Origin of the sequence: Cereibacter ovatus (assembly GCF_900207575.1) — a bacterium.
Lineage (GTDB): Bacteria > Pseudomonadota > Alphaproteobacteria > Rhodobacterales > Rhodobacteraceae > Cereibacter_A > Cereibacter_A ovatus.
The window spans coordinates 231,529-251,926 of sequence record NZ_OAOQ01000003.1 but is presented as its reverse complement, the minus strand read 5'-3'; the positions used below and the strand labels follow the sequence as shown (position 1 = coordinate 251,926).

16 protein-coding genes are annotated in these 20,398 nt (G+C 67.1%); 12 read left to right on the top strand and 4 right to left on the bottom strand.

The genetic code is table 11. The features are described 5' to 3' along the window. Positions 1-104 precede the first annotated feature (104 nt). A complete protein-coding gene (locus tag CRO07_RS05605; protein ID WP_097029699.1) occupies positions 105-1,685 on the bottom strand; it encodes a lysine--tRNA ligase in 1,581 nt (526 codons plus the stop codon). Positions 1,686-1,860: 175 nt separating this feature from the next. Between CRO07_RS05605 and CRO07_RS05600 the strand changes: the two genes are divergently transcribed. Then, positions 1,861-2,283, top strand: a complete 423-nt coding sequence (locus CRO07_RS05600) for a tellurite resistance TerB family protein (RefSeq protein WP_097029698.1) — start codon at positions 1,861-1,863, stop codon at positions 2,281-2,283. A 169-nt stretch (positions 2,284-2,452) separates the two neighbouring features. Here the strand turns inward: CRO07_RS05600 and dacB are convergent, their stop codons facing one another. After that, complete coding sequence (dacB, locus tag CRO07_RS05595; RefSeq protein WP_097029697.1) at positions 2,453-3,913, bottom strand: D-alanyl-D-alanine carboxypeptidase/D-alanyl-D-alanine endopeptidase; 1,461 nt, start codon at positions 3,911-3,913, stop codon at positions 2,453-2,455. 333 nt (positions 3,914-4,246) lie between these two features. Then, a complete protein-coding gene (locus CRO07_RS05590) occupies positions 4,247-4,741 on the bottom strand; it encodes a HugZ family pyridoxamine 5'-phosphate oxidase (RefSeq protein WP_097029696.1) in 495 nt (164 codons plus the stop codon). Positions 4,742-4,812: 71 nt separating this feature from the next. On the opposite strand from CRO07_RS05590, the gene CRO07_RS05585 reads away from it, so the two are divergent. The 9 genes from CRO07_RS05585 (at position 4,813) to CRO07_RS05545 (ending at position 16,733) form a co-directional block, all read left to right on the top strand. Further along, positions 4,813-6,453 carry a SulP family inorganic anion transporter gene (locus CRO07_RS05585; protein ID WP_176504496.1) on the top strand — a complete coding sequence of 547 codons (1,641 nt, stop codon included), beginning with the start codon at positions 4,813-4,815 and terminating at the stop codon, positions 6,451-6,453. Positions 6,454-6,822: 369 nt separating this feature from the next. Further along, positions 6,823-8,784, top strand: coding sequence for an acetate--CoA ligase (acs, locus tag CRO07_RS05580; RefSeq protein WP_097029695.1), 1,962 nt, complete (start codon positions 6,823-6,825; stop codon positions 8,782-8,784). Between the two features lie 3 nt (positions 8,785-8,787). Beyond that, positions 8,788-9,492, top strand: coding sequence for an adenylate kinase (locus tag CRO07_RS05575; protein ID WP_097029694.1), 705 nt, complete (start codon positions 8,788-8,790; stop codon positions 9,490-9,492). 78 nt (positions 9,493-9,570) lie between these two features. After that, positions 9,571-9,852, top strand: coding sequence for a DUF4212 domain-containing protein (locus CRO07_RS05570; RefSeq protein ID WP_097029693.1), 282 nt, complete (start codon positions 9,571-9,573; stop codon positions 9,850-9,852). A gap of 16 nt (positions 9,853-9,868) precedes the next feature. Beyond that, positions 9,869-11,833 carry a sodium:solute symporter family protein gene (locus CRO07_RS05565; RefSeq protein ID WP_097029692.1) on the top strand — a complete coding sequence of 655 codons (1,965 nt, stop codon included), beginning with the start codon at positions 9,869-9,871 and terminating at the stop codon, positions 11,831-11,833. Positions 11,834-11,895: 62 nt separating this feature from the next. Further along, the gene (locus CRO07_RS05560) at positions 11,896-13,716 is read left to right on the top strand and encodes a DUF294 nucleotidyltransferase-like domain-containing protein (RefSeq protein ID WP_097029691.1); all 1,821 of its coding nucleotides are present in this window, start codon (positions 11,896-11,898) and stop codon (positions 13,714-13,716) included. 19 nt (positions 13,717-13,735) lie between these two features. After that, the gene (locus CRO07_RS05555) at positions 13,736-14,251 is read left to right on the top strand and encodes a hypothetical protein (protein ID WP_235840937.1); all 516 of its coding nucleotides are present in this window, start codon (positions 13,736-13,738) and stop codon (positions 14,249-14,251) included. Position 14,252: 1 nt separating this feature from the next. Beyond that, entirely contained in the window at positions 14,253-14,642 is a 390-nt protein-coding gene (locus tag CRO07_RS05550; protein ID WP_097029689.1) for a response regulator transcription factor, read from the top strand. A 3-nt stretch (positions 14,643-14,645) separates the two neighbouring features. After that, a complete protein-coding gene (locus CRO07_RS05545) occupies positions 14,646-16,733 on the top strand; it encodes a 3'-5' exonuclease (protein WP_097029688.1) in 2,088 nt (695 codons plus the stop codon). Positions 16,734-16,839: 106 nt separating this feature from the next. Here CRO07_RS05545 and truA read toward each other — a convergent pair whose 3' ends face one another. Beyond that, entirely contained in the window at positions 16,840-17,610 is a 771-nt protein-coding gene (gene truA / locus CRO07_RS05540) for a tRNA pseudouridine(38-40) synthase TruA (RefSeq protein ID WP_097029687.1), read from the bottom strand. Between the two features lie 169 nt (positions 17,611-17,779). On the opposite strand from truA, the gene CRO07_RS05535 reads away from it, so the two are divergent. Together CRO07_RS05535 and CRO07_RS05530 are read left to right on the top strand one after the other, a co-directional pair. Next, positions 17,780-19,195 carry a YcjX family GTP-binding protein gene (locus tag CRO07_RS05535; RefSeq protein ID WP_176504495.1) on the top strand — a complete coding sequence of 472 codons (1,416 nt, stop codon included), beginning with the start codon at positions 17,780-17,782 and terminating at the stop codon, positions 19,193-19,195. Between the two features lie 31 nt (positions 19,196-19,226). Next, positions 19,227-20,297 carry a YcjF family protein gene (locus tag CRO07_RS05530; RefSeq protein WP_097029685.1) on the top strand — a complete coding sequence of 357 codons (1,071 nt, stop codon included), beginning with the start codon at positions 19,227-19,229 and terminating at the stop codon, positions 20,295-20,297. The last annotated feature ends 101 nt before the right edge of the window (positions 20,298-20,398 follow it).

The window sequence follows — 20,398 nt, the reverse complement described above, 5'->3', positions numbered from 1 at the left end:
CGCACCACAATCCGTGGCAACGCCGTCCTCGGGGGCTCGATGCCCCCGAGGACGGCACCTCCCCGCCGCCGGCCCGCCCTTCCGGCCGCGGCGGCGCGATCCCGTCAGCCCGTCAGGTCGCCGGAAAGCCCGCGGTCGATCAGGGCGATGGTTTCGGCCACGCCGTAAAGCGCGACAAAGCCGCCAAAGCGCGGGCCTTCGGACGCGCCCAGCAGCACCTCATACAGCGCCTTGAACCAGTCGCGCAGCTGTTCGAACCCGTGTTCGCGGCCCACCGCAAACACCAGCGATTGCAGCGCCTCGGCATCCAGCCCGCCGTCCCATGCGGCCAGCCGGTCGCGCAGGTCGGCAATGGCCGCGCGTTCCTGATCGGTGGGCAGGCGGTAGACCCGCTTCGGCGCCACGAAATCGTGGAAATAGCGCACGGCAAATCCCGCCGCGGCATCCAGATCGGGATGGGTTTCGGGGCTGGCCTCGGGCGCATAGCGGCGGATGAAGCCCCAAAGCCCGTCCTTGTCGTGGGCCTGCGCCACCGAGGCCAGGTTCAGCAGCATCGCAAAGCTGACCACCATCTTCGATTCCGGCGGGGCGCCGTTGTGGATGTGCCAGACCGGGTTGTCGATCTGCTTGGCCACATCCTGCGTCGGATAGGCGCGCAGCTGCTGGTGATATTCGTCCACCGCCTTCGGGATCACGTCGAAATGCATCCGCTTGGCGGTCTTGGGCTTGAGGAACATGAAGTAGCTCAGGCTTTCCGTCGAGGCATAGCTCAGCCATTCGTCGATCGTCAGCCCGTTGCCCTTGGATTTCGAGATCTTCTCGCCCTTGTCATCCAGGAACAGCTCATAGGTGAAATGCTCGGGCTTGCGGCCGCCCAGCACCTCGCAGATCCCGTCATAGATCGGCGTGTTGGTCGAATGGTCCTTGCCATACATCTCGAAGTCCACATCCAGCGCCGCCCAGCGGGCGCCGAAGTCGGGCTTCCATTGCAGCTTCACGTTGCCACCCGTTACGGGCAGCGTCGTCTCGGTGCCATCCTCGTCGTCGAAGGTGATGGTGCCGTTCGTGGCGTTCACCTCTTTCAGCGGCACATAGAGCACGCGGCCGGTGGTGGGCGAGATCGGCAGGAAGATCGAATAGGTCTGCTGACGCTCTTCGCGCAAGCTGGCCATCATGATGTTCATCAGCGCGTCATAGCGTTCGCAGGCGCGCAGCAGCACGGCGTCGAACTGGCCCGATTTGTAGAACTCGGTGGCCGAGATGAATTCGTATTCGAACCCGAACGTGTCCAGAAACCGCCGCAGCATGGCGTTGTTGTGGTGCCCGAAGCTTTCATATTCCCCGAACGGGTCGGGAACCGAGGTCAGCGGACGTTGCAGGTTTTCGCGCAGCATCGCGCCGTTCGGCACGTTGTCGGGCACCTTGCGCATTCCGTCCATGTCGTCGGAAAAGCAGATGAGGCGCGTGGGAATGTCCGAGATCGCCTGAAACGCGCGGCGGATCATCGTGGTGCGCGCCACCTCGCCGAAGGTGCCGATATGGGGCAGCCCCGAGGGGCCATAGCCGGTTTCAAACAGCACATAGCCCTTTTCCGGTGCCTTCCCCTTGAAGCGGGCGAGAATCCGGCGGGCCTCTTCGAAGGGCCAGGCTTTGGACGTCATCGCAGCATCGCGGAGCGCGGACATGGGCGAAAATCCTTGGGCAGCGGGGCGGCCCCGTGCCGCCCGAACCTGTGTCCTCTATTGCCGGGGGGGGCGGGCGTCAATATTGCCGGTCGCGATGGTGCCGGCCCGCGCGGACTTGCGGGGGGTGGGTGCGGGGCCTATCCTGTGCGCCGATCCCCGGTTCAGGATATGTGCCTTGCCCGATACCCCGCCCTCTCTCAGCCCCCAGGATGCGCTGGTGGCGATCATGATCGCCGTATCGTTCTCGGACGAGAATGTGCGGACGGCCGAACTTATCGCGATCGAGCGGATCGTGAACCACCTGCCGATCTTTGCAGGCTATGACACCGACCGCATCCGGCAGATCGCGGCGACGGTGTTCGACCTGTTCGAGGAAGAAGACGGGTTGGACGCGCTGTTCGGCCTGATCCGGGTGGCGCTGGACGAGCGGCTGTACGAGACCGCCTATGCGCTGGCCTGCGATGTGGCGGCGGCCGACGGGATGCTGGGCCAGCCCGAGTTGCGCATGCTGGAGGAAATCCGCAACGAGTTGGACATCGACCGGCTGCATGCGGCGGCGATCGAGCGTGGGGCGCGGGCGCGGCACATGCAGGTCTGACGTCCGCCGGTCGGGGGCCACATCCGGCGCGTCGGCGTTTGTCCGGTCGCCGGGCATGACCGGCCGGGGTGCGGAATTTGTCGCAGGCGTCGCGGGGGGCTGTCTGCCCCCCCGGCCCGGCCTGCGGCCGGCCCCCCCCCGAGGATATTTTGGCCAGAATGAAGCTGGATCAGGTGGGAAGCGCAGCCCAGCGTTCGATCAGGCGGCTTTGCAGGGTTCGGGCGCGGCGCAGCCATTCGGGGCCGCCGGCGGGGCGTTCGCGGTCTTCCGGGGGCAGGGCTGCGCGGCGGCTGTGATTGGCGCAGTAGATCGCGAAGACCAGATCGCGGCCATTGGCGGGGCTGGCATGGCCGGCGAGTCCCGAGACGAAGTTCAGCGTGCCGGTCTTGGCGGTGACCATGATGGGTTGGCCAGGGTTGCGTTGGCCTGAGCCTTTGTCGGCGAGTCGGGCGGTTTTCAGGATCGGGCGGAGGCCCATGCCGGCGCGGTCGGCTGCAAGCAGGGCGGTGACCATGTCAGCGGGCGAGATGCGCGACGCGCCGCCGAGGCCGGAATGGTCGTGGAGGTCGGCCGAGATCCCGAAGCGGGCATTGGCCCAGAGTGTCATGGTGCGGGCGGACTGGGCCAGCGAGGGCGCGCCGGAGGCGGCGAGGCCCAGGGCCTCGGCGGTCAGGTTGGTCGAATGTTTCAGCATGTCGCGCAGGATCTGGCGCAGATCCTGGCTTTGCCAGCTGACGAGGGTCTGGCCGTCCGGAAGGGTTCGGACCATCTGTGCCGTGGGCAGGGTGGAGCCTTGTGCGCGGGCGAGCGTCTGGAACACTTCGGCGCAGTAGGTGTCGGGGTGGCGCACGGGCAGCCAGCGGCTGCCGGCCGCGCCCAGTGCGGTGCTGGCCACGGTCCAGCTGTCCGAGCCCTGATCGCCGGCGTAGGTATAGATCGGCAGGTCGCGGGCTACGACCTGCATCCGCGCCATCGTCACCGGGGGAACGAATCGTTCGGCGCGGGCGTCCATGGTGACGGAGTATCCCTTGGCGCCGCGTTTCCATTCGAAATGCACGCGGTTGAAGTTCAGGTTCAGCCCCGAGAGTGCCGGGTTATAGCCGACATGGGCGGGCTGGGCCGGGTCGATCTCGGGGATGGCGGGAAGGGCGCCGGAATAGGCGAGGTAGCGCCCGGTCACGCCCTTTACCCCGGCCTTGCGCAGTTGCGCGGCCATGTCGCCCAGCGCATCGGTTGAAAGTGTCGGGTCACCCGATCCGACCAGCACCAGATCGCCCTGCACCATGCCGTTCACGACCGGGCCGGTGGCGACAAGGCGGGTGGTGAAGCGATGATCGGCGCCCAGTTTTTCGAGCGCATAGAGGGCTGTGATTGCCTTTGCCGTGCTGGCGGGGGGCAGGCGGAGAGCCGCGTTCGCGGATTCGATCACCCGGCCGGTGCGGGCGTCGGCCACGACAAAGGCGGTGGCGCCGCCAAGGGCTGCCTGTTCCACAAGGCTTGCGGCATCGGGTGGTGCCGCAAGGCCGCCCCGGCGGAGGGGGCGGGGCGAGCGCAACGGGGCTTCGGGCAGCGCCGGTGTGGCGGCCCCCGCAAGAAGCGCCGCGATCAGCCAGCGCCGGGTGAAGGTCATGGGCATGTCCTCATGCCATGCAGGCTAGCGAAAGCGGGGCGTGGCTGGCAAGGCCGCGGCCGGTCAACTTTGTCCGATCCGTTGTCGAAAGGGCCTGGGCTGCGGGCGCAGGGGGCGGGGGATCGTAATCCGGTCGTGGCAGGGTGGCCCTTGCGGATCGTGGTGGCCGGGGGTGGCTGCAAGAGTGCCGCGACGGACGGTTCTCCGGCGTCCGTGGCGGGGTCTTGCGCTGTGTCGGGTTCCGGTCTGCATCCGTCCGGCGCGTTGGGCCCGTGACCGGACGGGCAAGCGGAAGGGGGCGGCGATCCGGCCGCCCCCCGTCACGCCCGTCTGTCAGCCTTTCAGCAGATCCGTGGGTGTCAGCCGCCATGCCCGCCCGAACCCGCCGTTCAGCAGCGCCGACACCGGCATCAGCCGAGCAAAGACGAAATCCGCGAAATCGACATACAGTTTCGCCTTCGGGTGGATTGCCAGCCAATGCGCCCGCAGGGCGGCGTGTTCGGGCGCGGTGCGGGGCACAAGGCTGGCCTTGACCCGGATCATCAGTCGAGGGTGCACCAAAGGGTCGCCCCTGTCGCCGGGGGTTCCGACCATCACCGCCGCAAGGGGATGCGCCCGCAGCGCCGCCAGATGGGGCGCCAGGCCAGAGATCAGCGTCATCGGCATGCCCTCGGGGTCCAGCCCGAAGGCGATCAGACTGATGCCGGGGGTGCCGGTCTCGGCATCCGTCACCGCAAGCGAGGCGTGACGCGCCTTGGACAGCAGCGCCCGGGCCAGAATGCGGGCGTCGTCATCCGCCGGCAGCAAAGGGTCTTTCAAGGGGGGCATCTGCGGGCCGGGGATTGACAAGGGGCAGGGGCGGGCGTTCGCTGGGCGCGATCCAGCGGTACAGGTGTGCGATGCGTGAGACAAGCCTCACTTTCTGGGACCATTTCCTGCCCAAGATCGTCACCGTTCTGCGAGAGGGCTACAGCCTGCGCGACCTGCGCGCCGATGCGCTGGCGGGCCTGACGGTTGCCATCGTCGCCTTGCCGCTGTCGACCGCGATTGCCATCGCCTCGGGGGTGGGGCCGGAACGGGGGCTTTATACCGCCATCGTCGGCGGCTTTCTGGTCTCGGCACTGGGGGGCAGCCGCTATCAGATCGGCGGGCCGGCGGGGGCCTTCATCGTGCTGGTTGCGGCCTGCGTCATGCAGACCGGGATCGAGGGGTTGATCCTGGCCACCTTTCTGTCCGGCTTTCTGCTGGTTGCGGTCGGCACGCTGAAACTGGGCAGCTATATCCGCTTCATCCCCTATCCGGTCACCGTAGGCTTCACCGCCGGGATCGCCGTCATCATCGCCGCCAGCCAGATGAAGGAACTGCTGGGCCTGACGCTGGCCGGGCCCGAGCCGTCCGAGGTGGTGGCCAAGGTGGGCGCGCTGTGGTCGGCGCGCGACACGCTGACCCCGGCGGCGGTGGCGGTGGCGGCGGGCACCATCGCCATGATCGAGACGCTGAAACGGCTGGCGCCGCGGCTGCCGAACCTGCTTTTGGCGGTGGTGATCGCGGGGCTGACGGTGCAGTTTGCCGGGTTGCCGGTCGAGACCATCGGCACCCGGTTCGGAGAATTGCCGCGGGTTCTGCCGATGCCGTCGCTGCCGTCGCTGTCGTCAGAGGCGATTCTGGCTGCGCTGCCCTTTGCCATCAGTTTCACCCTGCTCGGCGCCATCGAGTCGCTTTTGTCGGCGGTGGTGGCCGATGGCATGGCGGGCACGCAGCACCGCCCGAACGCCGAACTGATCGCACAGGGCTGGGCCAATGTCGGCTCGGCGTTGTTTGGCGGGTTCTGCGTCACCGGCACCATCGCGCGGACGGCGACGAATGTGCGTGCCGGCTCTCGGGGGCCGGTGTCGGGGATGCTGCATGCGCTGTTCGTGCTGGGCTTCATGCTGGTTGCGGCACCGCTGGCGGCCTATATCCCGCTGGCCTCGCTGGCGGGGGTGCTGGCGGTCGTCGCCTGGAACATGTTCGAGAAGGAAGAGTTCTGGAACCTGCTGCGCACCTCGCGCGGGGATGCGATGGTGGTGCTTGTCACCTTCCTGCTGGTGGTGTTCCGCGACCTGACCGAAGGCATCGTGGTGGGGTTCGCGCTGGGTGGCCTTGTCTTCATCCGCCGCATGTCCGAAACCGCCACGGCCGAGCCTGCGGCCATCCCCGAGGCGGGCGATGCCGTCACCGCCGATCGTGTGGTCTACCGGCTGCGTGGCCCCTATTTCTTCGGCGCGGCGGCGATGCTGGGATCGGCGCTGGACCGTTTTGCCGAACGCCCGCGCACCTTCGTGCTGGATTTCGCCGAGGTGCCGTTCATCGACAGTTCGGGGGCGCGCTCGTTCGAGTTGCTGGCACGCAAGATGGCGCGGCGGGGCGGGCATCTGTTCATCACCGGCGCCAATGTCGAGGTGCGTCGCGTGCTGCTGGCGCAGGGCCTGAGAGAGCCGCATGTGCGTTATCTGCCCGATGTGGCGAGCGTGGACGAGGTTCTGGCCGCCGGTTCCTGACCGCGCCGAATCAACGATTCGTCTCGGCCATCCCTGACGCGTCATACCGCCGCTGCGACGCAGGGCGGCTTTGCTTCGGTCCTGCCGCCTGCCGCCCGTCCTGTTCTGCACGCGTGGCGCCCCGATATTGACGCAACGTCGCCACGATCCGGCAGGGGATTGAAAAACAAGGCGAAACGACTTCGTCAATTTTCAGGATTTACTGCTTTTCCTGACGGCCAGTAAAATAAATTACAAGAAAACGCTGACTGCAAAAAGAGTTACGCGAAAATTGACTGATGGGTTACACTCTGGCTAATTGAGGGGGGAGGGCTGCGCTTGCAGCTCATGGGCGGTCGTTTTTCCGCCTGCAGGTTTGGAGGAGGATTCATGGATCACGCTCAGGCGCAGGCGGTTTACCCCGCCTCGGCAGATTTCGTTGCGAAGGCTCATGTGGATGCGGCGGGCTATGAGCGGATGTATTCGGCATCCGTGGCCGATGCCGAGGCGTTCTGGGCCGAACAGGGCAAGCGGCTCGACTGGATCAAGCCTTACACCAAGGTCAAGAACACCAGCTTCAAACTGGGCGAAGTCTCGATCAAATGGTTCGAGGACGGCACGCTGAACGTCGCCTGGAACTGCATCGACCGGCATCTGGCGACCCGCGCCAAGCAGACCGCGATCATCTTCGAACCCGATGATCCGAACACCCCCGCCCAGCACATCAGCTATCAGGAACTGCACGACAACGTCTGCCGTATGGCGAACGTCCTGGTCAGTCAGGGCGTGCGCAAGGGCGACCGGGTGGTGATGTATCTGCCGATGATCCCCGAGGCCGCCTATGCGATGCTGGCCTGCGCGCGGATCGGGGCCATTCATTCGGTGGTGTTTGCGGGCTTCTCGCCGGATGCGCTGGCGAACCGGATCAACGACTGTCAGGCCAAGGTGGTGATCACCGCCGACACCGCGCCGCGTGGCGGCCGCCGCACGCCGCTGAAATCGAACACCGACGCCGCGCTTCTGCACTGCTCGGACCGGGTGCGCTGCCTTGTGGTGAAGCACACCGGCGACCAGATCCACTGGATCGAAGGCCGCGACGTCGATGTGAAGGCGATGATGGGCCAGGCCTCGCCCGATTGCCCGATCGAGGAAATGGGCGCGGAAGATCCGCTGTTCATCCTTTACACCTCGGGCTCCACCGGCAAGCCGAAGGGCGTGGTTCACACTTCGGGCGGCTATCTCACCTATGCGTCGATGACGCATCAATACACCTTCGACTATCACGATGGCGACGTGTTCTGGTGCACCGCGGACGTGGGTTGGGTCACCGGGCACAGCTACATCGTCTATGGTCCGCTGGCGAACGGCGCCACGACCATCATGTTCGAAGGCGTGCCGACCTATCCCGATGCCGGCCGGTTCTGGGCGGTCTGCGAAAAGCACAAGGTTACCCAGTTCTACACCGCGCCCACCGCCATCCGCTCGCTGATGGGCCTTGGGCCGGAATGGGTCGAGAAATACGACCTCTCGTCGCTGAAGCTGCTGGGTTCGGTCGGCGAGCCGATCAACCCGGAAGCCTGGAACTGGTATAACACCCATGTCGGCAAGGGCCGCTGCCCGATCGTCGACACCTTCTGGCAGACCGAAACCGGCGGCCACATGATCACGCCCTTGCCGGGGGCCATTCCGGTCAAGCCGGGTGCGGCCTCGAAGCCGTTCTTCGGCGTGAAGCCGGTGGTGCTGGACCCGACCGACGGCCACGAGATGACCGAGATGGCGACCGAAGGCGTGCTGTGCATGGCCGACAGCTGGCCGGGCCAGATGCGCACCCTGTGGGGCGATCACGAGCGGTTCGAGGAAGCCTATTTCTCGCAATACAAGGGCTATTACTTCACCGGCGACGGCTGCCGCCGCGATGCGGACGGCTACTACTGGGTCACCGGCCGGGTCGATGACGTGATCAACGTCTCGGGCCACCGGATGGGCACGGCCGAGGTCGAATCCGCCCTTGTCGCCCATGCGCAGGTCGCCGAGGCCGCGGTGGTGGGCTATCCGCACGACATCAAGGGGCAGGGCATCTATGCCTATGTCACGCTGATGAACGGGGTCGAGCCGACCGAGGAGCTGCGCAAGGATCTGGTGAAATGGGTCCGGACCGAGATCGGCCCGATCGCTTCGCCCGATATCATCCAGTGGGCGCCGGGCCTGCCGAAGACCCGTTCGGGCAAGATCATGCGCCGCATCCTGCGCAAGATCGCCGAGAACGACTTTGGCAGCCTTGGCGACACCTCGACGCTGGCCGATCCGTCGGTGGTGGACGATCTGATCTCGAACCGCAAGAACCGGGGCTGAGCCATGGAGGGCGGGCCCAGCGACCTGGAGACCGCAATCGCCAGCCGTCCCGCCGTGCTGATCCTGCTCGGGCCTCCGGGCGCGGGCAAGGGCACGCAGGCGCGGATGCTGGAGGATCGCTTTGGCCTTGTGCAGTTGTCCACCGGCGATCTGCTGCGCGCGGCGGTGTCGGCGGGCACGCCCGCGGGCCTTGCCGCCAAGGCGGTGATGGAGGCCGGGGCACTGGTCTCGGACGAAATCGTGCTGGCGATCCTGGCGGACCGCATGGCCGAACCGGACGTGGCACAGGGCATCATCCTGGACGGCTTTCCCCGCACCGCGGGGCAGGCCGAGGCGCTGGACGGGCTGCTGGGCCAGACCGGCCAAAGCGTGACCGCAGCCATCAGCCTTGAGGTGGACGACGGCGCCATGGTCGAGCGTGTGTCTGGCCGCTTCACCTGCGCCGGCTGCGGCGAGGGGTATCACGATCACTTCAAGCAACCGGCCGCGGCCGGGGCTTGTGACAAATGCGGCGGGGCGGAGTTCAAGCGCCGTCCCGACGACAATGCCGAAACCGTGGGGGCGCGGCTTGCCGCCTATCACGCGCAGACGGCGCCGCTGATCGCCTACTACGAGGGCCGCGGCGTGCTGGAACGGATCGACGCGATGGGTGCCATCGACGAGATCGCCGGCGCGCTGGGCCGCATCGTGGACAGGGTGTCGGCGTAAACAGATCCCGCGATCCTTCGAGGAGGGGGGACGCGGGGTCGTGCGAAGGTCAAGAAACCTACAGGGAGAAATGGTCCAATGGTGGACAGAACTGGTCATGTGACATCAGACCGGACGACGTCGAATGCCTACTGGTCGGCAAACGTCCGCATCATCCTCATCTCGCTTGCGGTCTGGTTCGCCTGCTCGTTCGGGCTGGGCATCCTGCTGCGTCCGGCGCTGTCGGGCATCATGGTCGGCGGCGCCGATCTCGGGTTCTGGTTCGCGCAGCAGGGGTCGATCTACGTCTTCCTCGTGCTGATCTTCGTCTACGCGTTGCTGATGAACCGTCTGGACCGCCAGTACGGCGTGGACGAATAAGGGAGGCAGGGAAAGCATGGATCAATTCACCCTTAACCTGATCGTGGTTGGCATTACCTTTGCCATCTACGTCGGGATCGCGATCTGGGCCCGGGCGGGTTCCACCGCCGAATTCTACGCCGCCGGGCAGGGGGTTCACCCGGTCCTGAACGGCATGGCGACCGGCGCCGACTGGATGTCGGCTGCGTCCTTCATCTCGATGGCGGGCATCATCGCGCTGGCCCCGGCCGGCGGCTACACGCAGTCGGCCTTCCTCATGGGCTGGACCGGCGGCTATGTGCTGCTGGCGCTGCTGCTGGCGCCCTACCTGCGCAAGTTCGGCAAGTTCACTGTGCCGGAATTCATCGGCGACCGCTTCTATTCGGGTGGCGCGCGTCTGCTGGGCGTCATCTGCCTCATCGTCATCTCGCTGACCTATGTGATCGGCCAGATGCGCGGCGTGGGCGTGACCTTCTCGCGCTTCCTGGAAGTGTCGACCGACATGGGCCTGTATATCGGTGCTGCGATCGTGTTCGCCTATGCCGTGTTTGGCGGCATGAAGGGCATCACCTATACCCAGGTTGCGCAATATGTCGTGCTGATCATCGCCTACACCATCCCGGCGATCTTCATCTCGCTGGCGCTGACCGGCTCGTTCCTGCCGCAGATGGGCCTGATCGGGGACTATGCCCCGGCCGCGGGTGACCAGGCGTTCCTGGCGAAACTGGATGCCGTGGTGACGGAACTGGGCTTCACCGCCTATACCGCCGACACGACCAACATGTTGAACATGTTCCTGTTCACCATGTCGCTGATGATCGGCACCGCGGGTCTGCCGCACGTCATCATCCGCTTCTTCACCGTGCCGAAAGTGGCTGACGCCCGGTCGTCCGCCGGCTGGTCGCTGGTGTTCATCGCGCTGCTTTACACCGTGGCCCCGGCCGTGGGTTCGATGGCGCGTCTGAACTTCACCACCACGATGTGGCCCGCCGCGGTCAGCGGCAATGCGCTGGATGGCGAAGCCGTCTCGCTGGAAGCGATCCAGAACGATCCCAAGCTGAACTGGGTCAAGACCTGGGAACAGACCGGCCTTCTGGTTCTGAAGGATCTGAACGGGGACGGTCATATCCAGTACTTCAACGACGGCAAGCTGGCCGCCGAGAACAAGGCCGTCGAAACCGCCACCAAGGCCCTGACCGACGCCAAGGCCGCCAATGCCGATGCCGCGCGGATCGCGGAACTGGAAGCGGCGCTGCTTGCCGCCGAAGACGCCCGCAAAGCCAAGGGCGGTGAAGTCACCGTCGGCGGTCAGACCCTGACCGAACGCGGCTGGATCGCCAGCGAAGTCGTCAAGATCGACAACGACATCATGGTTCTGGCCAACCCCGAGATCGCGGCCCTTCCGGGCTGGGTCATCGCCCTCGTCGCCGCCGGTGCGCTGGCTGCTGCGCTGTCGACCGCTGCCGGCCTGCTGCTGGCGATCTCGTCGGCGATCTCGCACGACCTGATCAAGGGCTCGATCAATCCGAACATCTCGGAAAAGGGAGAGCTTCTGGCCGCGCGTATCTCGATGACCTTCGCCATCGTGGTTGCGACCTGGCTTGGTCTGAACCCGCCCGGCTTTGCCGCGCAGGTGGTGGCGCTGGCCTTCGGTCTGGCCGCCGCGACGATCTTCCCGGTGCTGATGATGGGCATCTTCTCGAAGCGCGTGAACAAGGAAGGCGCGATCATGGGGATGCTGGTCGGGCTGATCTTCACCTCGGTCTACATCTTCCTCTACAAGGGCTGGTTCTTCATCCCCGGCACCGAAGTCTATGCCGACGTTCCGGCCAACTACTTCTTCGGCATCTCGCCGCTGTCGATCGGGACCGTGGGCGCCGTGCTGAACTTTGTGGTCGCTTTCGCGGTCTCGGCCGTGACCAAGGCCCCGCCGCGCGAAGTGGTGGACCTGATCGAAAGCATCCGCATTCCGCGTGGTGCCGGCAAGGCCACCGCTCACTGACGAAAACTGGTGCGCCCCCCGTGCGGGGGCGCATCGCCCTGATGCAGAAGTCCGAGGATCCAATGGAAGACGTTCAGACCATCGTGAGTTTCCTTGAGACGGTGCATCCCTATGACAGCCTGCCGCGGGACGAACTGGTGCGTGTCGCCGGTTGCTTCAGCCGCAGGGAAATCGCCGCCGATGAAACGATCTATCGCCATGGCGAACGGCTGGTCGGCCTGTATCTGGTCAAGCGCGGCTCGGTCGAGATTCTGGAACCCTCGGGCGATGTGATCTCGGTTCTGGGGCCGCGCAATTCCTTTGGCGAACGCGGGTTGATGCGGGATGGCCGCGCGGCCACCACGGCCCGGGCGACATCGGACGGGGTGCTGCTGATGCTGCCCGCGGATGAGTTCCGCCGCCTGTTCGAAGCCTCGCCCGCGTTTGAACGCTTCTTTACCCGGCGCCGGACGCAGGGGTATCGGGCCTCGGATCTGACCACGCAGAAGGTGGTGGACCTGATGGCGCGCAAGCCCGTGACCTGCGGGCCGGCCGATGCGGTGCGCACCGCCGCGATGAAGATGCGCGATGCCGGCGTGTCCAGTCTTGGGGTGGTCGATGGCGACACTTTCCTTGGCATCGTCACCATCCGCGACATGACCAACAAGGTGGTGGCGGTGGGGCTGGACACCATGACCCCCGTGGCCGAGGTGATGACCCGCGACCCGGTGGCCCTGACCCCCGAGGCGCTGGGATCGGACATTCTGCATATCATGCTGGAACGCCGGATCGGCCATCTGCCCGTGCTTGAGGACGGCCGGCTGGTCGGCATGATCACCCAGACCGACCTGACCCGGTTTCAGGCCGTGTCGTCGGCGCAACTGGTGCGCGACGCGGCCACCGCCGAGACGGTGGCCGAACTGGCCGCGGTCACCGCACGCATTCCGCGCCTGCTGGTGCAACTGGTCGCCGCGCACAACTCGCATGAGGTGGTGACGCGGCTGATCACCGACATCGCGGATACGGTGACGCGGCGCCTGCTGACACTGGCCGAGGCCGAACTTGGCCCCGCCCCGGTGCCCTATGTGTGGTGCGCCTGCGGCAGTCAGGGCCGGCAGGAACAGACCGGGGTTTCGGATCAGGACAACTGTCTGATCATTTCCGACAAGATGCTGCCCGCCGACGAGCCGTGGTTCGCGGCGCTGGCGAAGTTCGTGTCCGACGGGCTGAACGCCTGCGGCTATGTCTATTGCCCCGGCGACATGATGGCCACCAATCCGAAATGGCGCCAGCCGCTTCGGGTCTGGCGGCGGTATTTCCTGAACTGGATCGAGCGGCCCGACCCGATGGCGCAGATGCTGGCCTCGGTGATGTTCGACCTGCGCCCGATCGGCGGCGAGGACCGGCTGTTCGACGAACTTCAGCACGACACGCTTGAGGTGGCGGCGAAGAACTCGATCTTTGTCGCGCACATGATCTCGAACTCGTTGAAACATACGCCGCCGTTGGGGCTGATCCGCGGTTTTGCCACCATCCGTTCGGGCGAGCACAAGAACCACATCGATCTGAAGCACAACGGCGTGGTGCCGGTGATCGACCTTGGCCGCGTCTATGCCCTGATCGGCGAGTTGGAGCCGTCAAACACCCGCGCGCGGGTGCTGGCGGCGGAAAACGCCGGCGTGATCTCGGTTTCGGGGGCCCGCGATCTGGTCGAGGCCTATGACATGATCGCCCATATCCGGCTTGAAAATCAGGCGCGGCTGATCCGGTCGGGGCGGCCGCCGGACAATTTCCTTGCGCCATCCGATCTGTCGGATTTCGAACGCAGCCACCTGCGCGACGCCTTCGTGGTGGTGCGCACCATGCAATCCGCGCTGGGCTCGGCCCGCGGCGCGCGCACCTGAGGGCTAAAAGCACATGGTCATGGACCTTCTCGCCACACTTGCCGCCGGCGCCGGACTTGCCGGGGTGGCGATGCTGCTTCGGCTGATCAGCGGCAAGCGGCTGCCGAAATGGCTGGTTCCGGCCGGGGCAGGGGCGGGGATGCTGCTGTTCTCGGTCTGGAACGAATACAGCTGGTATGACCGGGTGACCGGGGTGCTGCCCACCGAGGTGGCGATTGTCTCGTCGCCCGAGGATCGGGTGGCCTATCGGCCCTGGACCTATCTGTTCCCGGTCACGACCCGGTTCATGGCGTTGGATCGCATCGGGATGGTGCGGTCGGCCGACAATCCCGCCATCCGTCGCGCCGAGGTGGTGGTGGTGCGCCGCTGGCACGCCACCCAGCGCGTGCCCTTTGCCTTCGACTGCGCCGGGGGCCGGCGCGCGGGGCTGGACGGCGGGGCGCAGCTTGCGCCGGACGGCACCCTGACCGGGGGCGACTGGCTTGCGGTCGGGTCCGAAGACGAACTGCTGAAGGCCGCCTGCAGGGAGGGGTGACATGGCCGATGGATCACGCAAGCGACGTGTCCTTGTCGTCGAGGACGAGGACAACATCGCCATCGCGCTTGACTATCTGATGACGCGCGAGGGCTATGAACACGACCGGGTGGCCAACGGCGCCGAGGCGCTGGGCCGCATCCGTGCGACCCATCCCGATCTGGTTCTGCTGGATGTGATGCTGCCCGAGGTGTCGGGATACGAGATCTGTCAGGGTGTGCGGCTGGACCCGTCGCTGGCCGATGTGAAGATTTTGATGATGACGGCGCGCGGCTCGGCCATCGAACGCAAGAAGGGTCTGGCACTGGGCGCCGACGGCTTCATCTCGAAGCCGTTCGAGCTGAAGGAACTGCGCGAGGAGGTTCGACGGCTGATTGGCGGGGAGGTCTAGCCCATGCTGCATCGGCTTGGCCTGCGTCTGCGCATCCTGCTGTTCTTCGCGGCCCTTGCGGTCGGTGCGAATGTTGCGGTGGCGGTGGGTCTGGTCCTTGCCTATCAGCGTCTGGGCGAACCTGTGCTGCTGGCGGCGTTCCAGCAGGTCGGCCTGATCGCGGGGCTGGTGATCCTCGCGCTGGTCACATGGGTCTGGTATCTGTTCGATGCCAATGTGGCGCTGCCGATCATCCGGCTGGCGTCCAAGCTGCGCGCCCGGGCCCATGCCGCTGTCGAAGGCGCGATCGAGGAACCCACCGCGCGCTATCTGGGCGATCTGGCGCCTGCGGCTTCGGCCACCGCGCTGACCCTGTCCGAGACCCGCAACGCGCTGGCCGAGTCGGTCGCGCGGGAAACCTCGCGGCTCTCGGCCGAGAAATCGCGGCTGGAGACGCTGCTCTCGGACGTGCCGGTGGGGGTTCTGCTGTGTTCGGGCGACCATCAGCTGGTGTTCTACAACGGTCCCGCGACCGATCTGATGAACACCGCCGGCGCCCCGGGGCTGGACCGCAACCTGTTCGATTATCTGCGCGAAGGCCCGATCCGCCATGCCCATCAGCGGCTGGTCGAGGCGGGCGATCCGGATGCGGCCTCGGACATCCTGTGCACCACGGTGGTGGGGGCGCGGGTGCTGGCCGCGCGGATGCGGCTGATCGCGGGCGAGACGACAAAGCCCGGCTATGTGTTGACGCTGCGCGATGTGACCTCGGCCCTGGCGTCTTATGCCCGGCGCGAGGCGCTGCTTGCGGAAGTGTTCGACCGGGTGCGCCGCCCCGCCGCCAACCTGCAAACCCTGCTGGAAGTGCTGCCCGAGGGCGAACAGGCCCCGGCGAAGGTGGAACGCGCCCTGCGGCAAGAGGTGGCGATGCTGGCCACCGCGGTGAACGATCTGGGCCGCAAGCATGACGAAAACCGCCACGATGGCTGGCCCTTGTCGATCACCCGCGCCTCCGACCTGCTGGATGGATTGCGGGCGCGGATGGAACAGGCGGGCCTGACCGCCGAAGTGGGCGAGGCGCCGCTTCTGCTGCGCTGCAACGGGTTCGAGGTGATCGGCCTTGTCGCCACGCTGGCGGCGCGGGTGGCCGCGCGCCGCACCGGCAACCATTTCCGCATCACCCTGACCGAGGACGGCACCGAGGCCCTGTTGCGCCTGATCTGGGACGGCGAGCCCTTGCCGGTCAGCCTGCTGGAAGACTGGCTGGCCGAACCGCTGGAGCCGGGCGTGCCCGAAGTCACCGGCCGCACGGTTCTGTCCACCCACACCACCGAGATCTGGCCCGAGTCCTCGGGTGCGGGCGCCAATGCGCTATGCCTGCCCCTGCGCGCCGCGCGCCGGGCCGGGCGGCGGCCCGCGCCGATCCCGCGCGCCGTGGTCTATGATTTCGAACTGCTGTCCAAGGCCCGGAACGAAAAGGTCGCTGACACACGGCTGGAAGACCTGACCTATGTGGTGTTTGACACCGAAACCACCGGCCTCATGCCGTCGCAGGATGAAATCGTGCAGATCGCGGCCGTGCGCATCGTCAACGGCCGCCGGGTCGAGGGCGAGGTGTTCGACACGCTGGTGAACCCGCACCGGCCGATCCCGCCGTCTTCCACCGAGGTGCATGGCATCACCGATGCGATGGTGGCCGATGCGCCCGATGTGATCGCGGTGGGCCGCGCTTTCCACAAGTTTGCCGAAGGCGCGGTGCTGGTTGCCCATAACGCCCCCTTCGACATGGAATTCCTGCGCCGGGCCGAACCCTTCATCGGTCGGCGGTTCGACAATCCGATCCTTGATACCGTGCTGCTGTCGGCAGTGCTGTTCGGCCAGACCGAGGTTCACAGCCTTGACGCGCTGACCCACCGCCTTGGCATCACCATCCCCGAGGAAGCCCGCCATACCGCCATTGGCGATACGGTGGCGACGGCGGACGCGTTCCTGAAACTGCTGCCGATGTTGCAGGGCCGCGGTTATGACACCTTCGGCTCGGTTCTGTCCGAGGTGCGCCGCCATGGCCGGCTGCTGAAGGATCTGAATGAGGCCCACCTGACCGAGGCGTGACCCTTGCGCCCCGGTTGCCGGCGCAGCCCGCCGGGGCAGGGGCGTCAAACGGGGGGCGGGGCCGTCAAACGGATCGCAGGCGGTGGGGGGCCGCCGACGGGACGGGTCAGGGCGCGAACGGGTCCGCCCCATAGCCGACGCCGGTCAGATACAGCCCCTGTGGCGGGCAGACCGGGCCGCAGGCCGCGCGGTCGCGCGCCTCAAGCGCCCGTTTCACATCTTCGGGGGCCCATGCGCCGGCGCCCACCCGTTCCAGTGTGCCGACGATGGACCGCACCTGATTGTGCAGAAAACTGCGCGCCCGCAGGTGAAAGCGGTATTCGGTGCCGTTCAGCCCCTCGGCCAGCTCCAGCCGCACCTCGTCCAGTGTCTTGACCGGCGAGGCCGCCTGACAGCCCGCCGCGCGGAAGGTGGTGAAATCGTGCAGCCCCACCAGATGCGCTGCACCCTGTCGCATGGCGGTGGCGTCCAGCGGATGGGGCACACGCCAGACCCTGCCGCGGTCATGCACCTCGGGGGCACGCCGGGACAGCAGGCGGAACAGATAGCGCCGCTCAATGGCCGAAAACCGGGCGTGGAAATCGCCCGCCACCCGCGCCACCGCCACCACCGCCACCGGATGCGGCCGCAGATGCGCGTTCAGCGCGCCGGCCAGCCGGAACGGATCCCAGTCGCGCGCCAGATCGCAATGGGCAACCTGCCCGGTGGCGTGAACCCCGGTATCGGTGCGCCCCGCCGCCGCGATGGTGTGGGGGCCGGGTTCCAGCCGGGCCAGCGCGGCCTCGATGGCGCCCTGCACCGACGGCAGGTCGGCCTGCCGCTGCCAGCCCGCGAACGGGGCCCCGTCATATTCGATCTTCAGCGCATATCTTGGCATGGCTGTCCCCCTATCACCCCGCCCGCGCGGCGCCAAGCCGGGGCAGCTGCGCGCGGTCCGCCCGTCCGCGGCCGGGCTGCGGCCTGTTGGCACAGCGGCCATGCGTGCCTACATCTGTGCGACCCAGCCGCCTATCCTGAAAGGCGGAACAACGAGAGGCAGCAGGCGCGTGGTTCTCCGCAGACTGACCGACGGTGTGGCGCGCGGGATCGAAGGCGCCGTCACCACCGTTTCTGAAACCTTTTTCGAGCCGGTGATCCGGCTGGGTGTCACGGGCCTGTCCCGTGCCGGCAAGACCGTGTTCATCACCGGGCTGGTGGCGAACCTTCTGGACCGCGGACGGATGCCGCAACTGCGCGCCCATGCCGAGGGCCGCATCGACGCGGTGTTCCTGCAACCCCAGCCCGACGACACCCTGCCGCGCTTCGATTTCGAAAACCACCTTGCGGCAATTCTGGGCGACGAGCCGCGCTGGCCGTCCTCGACACGCTCGATTTCCGAACTGCGGCTGTCGTTCCGGGTCCGGCCGTCGGGGATGATCGCGGGGCTGACAGGGCCGCGCACGGTTCACCTTGATATCGTGGACTATCCCGGCGAATGGCTGCTGGATCTTGCGCTGCTGGAAAAATCCTATGCCCAGTGGTCCGAGGAAACCCTGAAACGCATCGCCCCGCGCCCCGAAGCGCGCGATTTCATGGCGACCGCCCGCGCGGCCGACGGGTCGCTGCCGCTGGAAGAGACGCAGGCGCAGGCGCTGGCGCACAGTTTCACCGGCTATCTTCAGGCGGCGCGGCGGTCGGGCTGGTCGGATTGCACGCCGGGGCGGTTCCTGCTGCCGGGGGATCTGGCGGGTTCGCCGGTGCTGACCTTCGCGCCCTTGCCGCTGCCGGCGCAGACCCCGCGCAACAGCCTGTGGCGCGAGATGGGCCGGCGGTATGAAAGCTATAAGGAAAACGTGGTCAAGCCCTTCTTCCGCGAGCATTTTTCCAGGATCGACCGGCAGGTGGTCCTTGTGGATGCGATGGGCGCCATTCATGCCGGCCCGCAGGCGTTGGAGGATCTGCGCCGCACCATGGCCGAAATCCTGTCGGCCTTCCGGCCGGGGCGCAACTCGTTCCTGTCGACGCTGCTTCTGGGCCACCGGGTCGAGCGCATCCTGTTTGCCGCCACCATGGCCGATCACCTGCACCACACCCAGCACCCCCGCCTGACCGCGATCATGGAGGCGATGCTGCGCGAGGCCCGCGACCGCGCGGCCTTTGCCGGCAGCCTGACGGCGGCGATGTCGCTTGGCTCTGTCCGTGCCACGGTCGAGGAGGAAGTGACCCGGCACGGCGAAACGGTCGAGGCCGTGCGCGGCCGGCTGCTGGCCACCGGACGGCAGGTGGCGATGTATCCGGGCGAGTTGCCCACAGATCCGACCAAGATCCTGTCGCCCGCGCGCGAGGGTGCGGACCGCTGGCTGGATGCCGAATTCGCGCTGATGACCTTTGCGCCGGCGCGGGTGATCCTGAAACCGGGCGAGGGGCCGCCGCATATCCGGCTGGACCGCGCCGCCGAATTCCTGATCGGGGACCGGCTATGAGCCGCCCCGCCGCCACCGGAAGGGACCGGCCATGACCGACAAGCCGCCACCCAAGAAACCGATGCTGCTGGACTGGGATACCGGCGAGGACGCCGCCGCCGCCACGCCGCCGCCACGCATGACCCGACCAAAGCCCGCCCCCGAACCGGCGGCGGCGCCCAGCCCGGCCGATGTGCCGCCGGTGCCCGATCTGGATCTGGATCTGCCCAAGGGGCAGGCGATGCTGGCCGCAAGCCGGATCGCCACCGTCCGCGGCTCTCGGCTGGGGCGGTTTGCGGGGTGGGTTTTCGGCGCGCTGTTCACCTTCATCCTGTCGGTGGCGGCATGGGATTTCGTGACCTCGCTTCTCAGCCGCAACAGCGTGATCGGCGGGGTGGCCTTCGTGCTGATCGGTCTGGCGATCGTCGTGGCCGCGGCTTTGGGCTTGCGTGAATGGTGGGCCTATGTCCGCCTTGGCCGGCTTGACCAGTTGCGCGAACAGGCGCTGGCCGCGCGCAGCACCGACGATCTGAAGGCCGCCCGCCATGTCGTGGCGGCGCTGGACAGGATCTATGCCCACCGCGCCGATCTGCGCTGGGGCCGCGCCCGGCTGGCCGAGCGTCAGGCCGAGGTGTTCGACGTCGACGGCCTTCTGGCTCTGGCCGAGAGCGAGTTGCTGGCCTCGCTTGACCAAAGCGCCCGGCGCGAGATCGAGGCCGCGACCCGGCAGGTGGCGGCGGTCACCGCGCTGGTGCCGCTTGCGCTGGCCGATGTGGCGACCGCGCTTTACGCCAACCTGCGCATGGTGCGCCGCATCGCCGAGATCTACGGCGGGCGTTCGGGCCGTTTCGGCAGCCTGCGCCTGCTGCGCCGGGTGTTCCAGTCGCTGATCGCGGCGGGGGCGGTGGCGGTCACCGACGACCTCTTGCATTCGGTGGCGGGCGGGGGGGTGCTGTCCAAACTCTCGCGTCGGTTCGGCGAGGGGATGGTGAACGGCGCACTGACCGCGCGGGTGGGCGTGGCTGCGATGGATCTGTGCCGACCGCTGCCGTTCCATGCCGCGCCGCGCCCCAAGGTCACCAACCTTCTCAGCCGCAGCCTGACCGGGCTTTTCGACCGTTAGCCGCCACTGGACCGGCCCCCGGCGCCCGGCTATAAGCCCCGCATGAGGCATCGCATCGCGATCATCGCCCGAATTACCGGCCCGGCGTCCTGACCTTCAGG

Coding starts and splice junctions, on each gene's coding strand:
- CRO07_RS05605 (WP_097029699.1), bottom strand. CDS start 1,685: ATGTCCGCGCTCCGCGATGCTGCGATGACGTCCAAAGCCTGGCCCTTC.
- dacB (WP_097029697.1), bottom strand. CDS start 3,913: ATGACCTTCACCCGGCGCTGGCTGATCGCGGCGCTTCTTGCGGGGGCC.
- CRO07_RS05590 (WP_097029696.1), bottom strand. CDS start 4,741: ATGCCCCCCTTGAAAGACCCTTTGCTGCCGGCGGATGACGACGCCCGC.
- CRO07_RS05585 (WP_176504496.1), top strand. CDS start 4,813: ATGCGTGAGACAAGCCTCACTTTCTGGGACCATTTCCTGCCCAAGATC.
- acs (WP_097029695.1), top strand. CDS start 6,823: ATGGATCACGCTCAGGCGCAGGCGGTTTACCCCGCCTCGGCAGATTTC.
- CRO07_RS05575 (WP_097029694.1), top strand. CDS start 8,788: ATGGAGGGCGGGCCCAGCGACCTGGAGACCGCAATCGCCAGCCGTCCC.
- CRO07_RS05570 (WP_097029693.1), top strand. CDS start 9,571: ATGGTGGACAGAACTGGTCATGTGACATCAGACCGGACGACGTCGAAT.
- CRO07_RS05565 (WP_097029692.1), top strand. CDS start 9,869: ATGGATCAATTCACCCTTAACCTGATCGTGGTTGGCATTACCTTTGCC.
- CRO07_RS05560 (WP_097029691.1), top strand. CDS start 11,896: ATGGAAGACGTTCAGACCATCGTGAGTTTCCTTGAGACGGTGCATCCC.
- CRO07_RS05555 (WP_235840937.1), top strand. CDS start 13,736: ATGGACCTTCTCGCCACACTTGCCGCCGGCGCCGGACTTGCCGGGGTG.
- CRO07_RS05550 (WP_097029689.1), top strand. CDS start 14,253: ATGGCCGATGGATCACGCAAGCGACGTGTCCTTGTCGTCGAGGACGAG.
- CRO07_RS05545 (WP_097029688.1), top strand. CDS start 14,646: ATGCTGCATCGGCTTGGCCTGCGTCTGCGCATCCTGCTGTTCTTCGCG.
- truA (WP_097029687.1), bottom strand. CDS start 17,610: ATGCCAAGATATGCGCTGAAGATCGAATATGACGGGGCCCCGTTCGCG.
- CRO07_RS05530 (WP_097029685.1), top strand. CDS start 19,227: ATGACCGACAAGCCGCCACCCAAGAAACCGATGCTGCTGGACTGGGAT.